Source organism: Kitasatospora sp. LaBMicrA B282 (assembly GCF_050325825.1).
GTDB lineage: Bacteria > Actinomycetota > Actinomycetes > Streptomycetales > Streptomycetaceae > Kitasatospora.
The window spans coordinates 1-4,068 of sequence record NZ_JBNQTI010000313.1; the positions used below are offsets into that span (position 1 = coordinate 1).

The 4,068-nt window shown below is 74.3% G+C and carries 4 protein-coding genes; 2 read left to right on the top strand and 2 right to left on the bottom strand.

The features are described 5' to 3' along the window. Nucleotides 1-440, top strand: a 440-nt coding sequence (locus ACQRUO_RS38825) for a DUF6542 domain-containing protein (RefSeq protein ID WP_428320899.1), incomplete at its 5' end; no start/stop codon positions are given. Nucleotides 441-515: 75 nt separating this feature from the next. Here ACQRUO_RS38825 and ppgK read toward each other — a convergent pair. Both ppgK and ACQRUO_RS38835 read right to left on the bottom strand, forming a co-directional pair. Beyond that, nucleotides 516-1,268, bottom strand: coding sequence for a polyphosphate--glucose phosphotransferase (gene ppgK, locus ACQRUO_RS38830; protein WP_428320900.1), 753 nt, complete (start codon nucleotides 1,266-1,268; stop codon nucleotides 516-518). Nucleotides 1,269-1,344: 76 nt separating this feature from the next. After that, nucleotides 1,345-2,319 carry a 4-hydroxy-3-methylbut-2-enyl diphosphate reductase gene (locus ACQRUO_RS38835; RefSeq protein ID WP_428320901.1) on the bottom strand — a complete coding sequence of 325 codons (975 nt, stop codon included), beginning with the start codon at nucleotides 2,317-2,319 and terminating at the stop codon, nucleotides 1,345-1,347. Between the two features lie 98 nt (nucleotides 2,320-2,417). Between ACQRUO_RS38835 and ACQRUO_RS38840 the strand changes: the two genes are divergently transcribed. Next, nucleotides 2,418-3,782: an APC family permease gene (locus ACQRUO_RS38840; RefSeq protein WP_428320902.1), complete on the top strand. Its 1,365-nt coding sequence runs from the start codon at nucleotides 2,418-2,420 to the stop codon at nucleotides 3,780-3,782. Nucleotides 3,783-4,068: the final 286 nt, after the last annotated feature.

Genomic DNA, 4,068 nt, shown 5'->3' on the forward strand with positions numbered 1-4,068 from the left:
GGTTGCGCCAGCGGGTGGCCCGCGGGGCGGCCCCGGCCGACGCGCCGGGCCGACGCCCCGGGCGGCCGGCCCGGCTGACCGCGATCGGCACCGGCGTGCTGTCGGTGCTCGGCACGCTCGCCTTCGGCCTGCTGGACCACCTGCTGTTCGGCGGGCTCGGGGTGCTCTTCGAGCTGGGCTTCCTGCTGGTCTGCTTCCAGACCGCGGTGCGGGTGCGGGTCGCCGACCTGCCCGCGGCCCCGGTCAGCGGGCCGATCGCGTTCGCGCTGACGGTGGCGCTGCTCGATCCGGTGACCGTCCCCGGGATGGTCGGCCAGGTGCTGGCGCTGTGCAGCGGGCTGGCGGTGCGGGCGGCCTGGCTGTTCGCCGGGACCGGCCTGGCGGCGCTGATCGTGGGCGCCCGCTGGGTCGCCCAGCGCCGGCTCCGCCGCAGCCGCTGAGGCCGGCGGCTCGGCTCCGGCCGCCGCTCGCCCAGCCCCCCGCTCGCCCCAGCCCGCCGCTCGCCCCCGGGCGGCTCAGTGCCGGGCCCGCCCCGTGGCCATCGCGGCCCCCACGATCCCGGCGTCGTTGCGCAGCGCGGCCGGGACCACCCGGGCGGCCCGCTCCTTGAGCAGCGGCAGGAACTTCTCGTGCTTGCGGCTGACCCCGCCGCCGATGATCACCAGCTGCGGCGAGAAGAGCCGCTCCACCAGGTCCAGGTACTCGTCCACCCGGACCGACCACTCGGCCCAGCTCAGCTCGTGCCGCTCCCGCGCCGCGGCCGAGGCCCGCCGCTCGGCGTCCTTGCCGCGCAGCTCCAGGTGGCCCAGCTCGGTGTTGGGCACCAGCGTGCCGTCCACGAAGAGCGCGCTGCCGATCCCGGTGCCGAAGGTGAGCACCAGCACCACGCCCGCCTCGCCGCGCCCGGCCCCGTGCGCAACCTCGGCCAGGCCGGCCGCGTCCGCGTCGTTGAGCACCGTGGCGGGCAGGTCCAGCGTCTCCCGGAACAGGCCCTCGGCGTCCAGGTCGATCCAGCCCGGGTCGACGTTGGCGGCGGTCCGGGTGTGACCGCGGACCACCACGCCGGGGAAGGTCAGGCCCACCGGCCCCTGGTGGTCGAAGTGCTCGACCACCTCCTTGACCGCGGCCACCACCGACTCCGGCGAGGCGGGGTGCGGGGTGAGCACCTTGTGCCGCGGCGCGGCCAGCTCACCGCGCGCCAGGTCCACCGGCGCGCCCTTGATGCCCGAGCCGCCGATGTCCACGCCGAACACCTGGGTTGCCGCCACCTCGTGCCTCCTTGACCGGGTCAGCCCGCCCGTACGACCTCACGGTACGAGAGGCGGGGCCGCTCGGCAGCCGGAATCAGAGCTTGCCCGCCGCCTCGGCGCGCAGGTCGCGGCGCAGCTCCTTGGGGAGCGAGAAGGTCAGCGTCTCCTCGGCCGTGCGGACCACCTCGACGTCCGCGTAGCCGCGCTCGGCCAGCCAGCCCAGCACGCCCTGCACCAGGATCTCCGGCACCGAGGCGCCGCTGGTCAGGCCGACCGTGGTGACCCCCTCGAGCCAGGCCTCGTCCAGCTCCTCGGCGAAGTCCACCAGGTGCGCGGCCTTGGCGCCGTGCTCCAGGCCGACCTCGACCAGGCGGACCGAGTTGGAGGAGTTCTTGGAGCCGACCACGATCAGCAGGTCGGTCTCGGGGGCGATCTTCTTGACCACCACCTGGCGGTTCTGGGTCGCGTAGCAGATGTCGTCGCTGGGCGGCGAGACCAGCAGCGGGAAGCGCTTCTTCAGCTCCCCGACGGTGGCCATGGTCTCGTCCACCGAGAGCGTGGTCTGGGAGAGCCAGACGACCTTGGACTCGTCGCGCACCTGCACGTTGGCCACGTCCTCGGCGCCGTCGACCAGGTGGATCCGCTCCGGGGCCTCGCCCATGGTGCCGACCACCTCCTCGTGGCCCTCGTGGCCGACCAGCAGGATGTCGTAGTCCTCGTCGGCGAACCGGACCGCCTCCTTGTGCACCTTGGTCACCAGGGGGCAGGTGGCGTCGATGGTGGCGAGCTTGCCGGCCTTCGCCTCGTCGTGCACCGAGGGCGCCACGCCGTGCGCGGAGAAGACCACGATCGAGCCCTCGGGCACCTCCTCCGTCTCGTCGACGAAGATCGCGCCCTGCTTCTCCAGGGTCTGCACGACGTACTTGTTGTGGACGATCTGCTTGCGGACGTAGATCGGCGCCCCGTACTGCTCCAGGGCCTTCTCCACGGCGATGACGGCGCGGTCGACGCCCGCGCAGTAGCCCCGGGGGGCGGCGAGCAGGACGCGGCGCTGAGCGGTGGTCGACATGGCCACTATGGTACGGGCGGCCGAGGGGGCCGGTGTGCCGCGCCGGAAAGCCGGGCCCTGCGCGGCGGACGGGGCGGCGGGGTGGTCAAATCGGCAGCGTGAGCGATCCAGCCTCCACCGTGGGCGAAGCAACGGACGGCAGCGAACTGCGGCGCACCCTGGGTCTGCGCGACCTGGTGGTCTACGGGCTGCTCTTCATCGCGCCGATGGCACCGGTCGGGATCTTCGGGGTGCTGGAGGCCAAGAGCCACGGCGCGGTCGCGGCGGTCTACCTGGTGGCCACCGTGGCGATGGGCTTCACCGCCTTCTCGTACGCCCAGATGGTGCACGTGGTGCCGCGCGCCGGCTCCGTCTTCGCCTACGCCCGGGCCGGGCTCGGCGAGCGGGCCGGCTTCCTGGCCGGGTGGCTGGCGATGCTCGACTACCTGCTGATCCCGGCGGTGGCCTACCTGTTCTCCGGGATCGCGCTGCACGCCCTGGTGCCGGGCGTGTCGCGGTGGGCCTGGACGGTGCTGGCGGTGCTGGTCACCACCGGGCTCAACCTGGCCGGGGTGCGCACCGCCGCCGTGGTGGGGTTCGCGGTGCTGGCGATGGAGCTGGTGGTGCTGGCGGTCTTCACGGTGGCGGCGCTGGTGGTGCTGTTCCGCAACGGGACGGTGCGCCCGGTGCTGGCGCCGCTGACCGGCAGCGGCGGCTTCTCGCTCGCCGCGGTGCTGAGCGCGGTGAGCGTGGCGGTCCTCTCCTACCTGGGCTTCGACGCGATCGCCTCGTTCGTCGAGGAGGCGATCGGCGCGTCCGCGGCGGTGGCCAGGGCGGTGCTGCTCTGCCTGGCGCTGGCCGGGGTGCTCTTCGTGGTGCAGACCTACCTCGCCGCGCTGCTGGAGCCGCTCACCCCCGAGCAGCTGGCCGAGCAGCCGGCCGCCCAGGGCTCGGCCTTCTACGACACCGTGGAGGTCGCGGTCGGGCACTGGCTGCACACCCTGGTGGCGGCCAGCAAGGCGATCGGGGCGGCGTTCGCGGCACTGGCCGGGCAGGCCGCGGCCGGGCGGCTGCTCTTCGCGATGGGCCGGGCCGGGCGGCTGCCGCGGGGCCTGGCGGCGGTCGACCCGGACTCGGGCGTGCCGCGGGTGGCGGTGCTCTGCGCGGCGGCGGTCACGCTGGCCGCCGCCGGCTGGGCGGCCCGCCGCCCCGACGGGCTGGACCAGCTGACCTCGGTGGTGGACATCGGCGCGCTCTGCGCCTTCGCACTGCTGCACGCCTCGGTGGTCGGCTGGTACACCGTCAGGCAGGGCTCGCGCGACCGGGTGCGGCACCTGCTGGTGCCGGTGCTGGGGATCGCGGTGATCGTCGCGGTGGTCTACCGGGCCACCCACACCGCGCAGCTGACCGGCCTCGTCTGGTTGGCGCTGGGGGCGGCGGTGCTGGTGCTGCAACGCGGCCGGCCCGTCGGCGGGCCGCGTTAGGGCCTGTCGTCAGACCCCCGTCGTCCGCCCGAAGGGCGGGCGCGGCGGCGTTGGGGTGCGTGCATCGGCGGCGCCGAGGAAGGAGTCCATGCGGAGCATCGGCGACCGACGAGAAGCCGTCGAGGTGCGTGCCCCGGCGTCGCCGCGCAGGCGGGGGTTTGACGACAGGCCCTAATACTGCAACGGTGCTTAACCTGACGAGGCTTCAGCTCTTGGGCTGTGGCCTCGTCTCTTGTAGTGGCTGGTCCGGGCCTGGTGTTGGCGTCTGCGGCGCCAGCGGGACCAG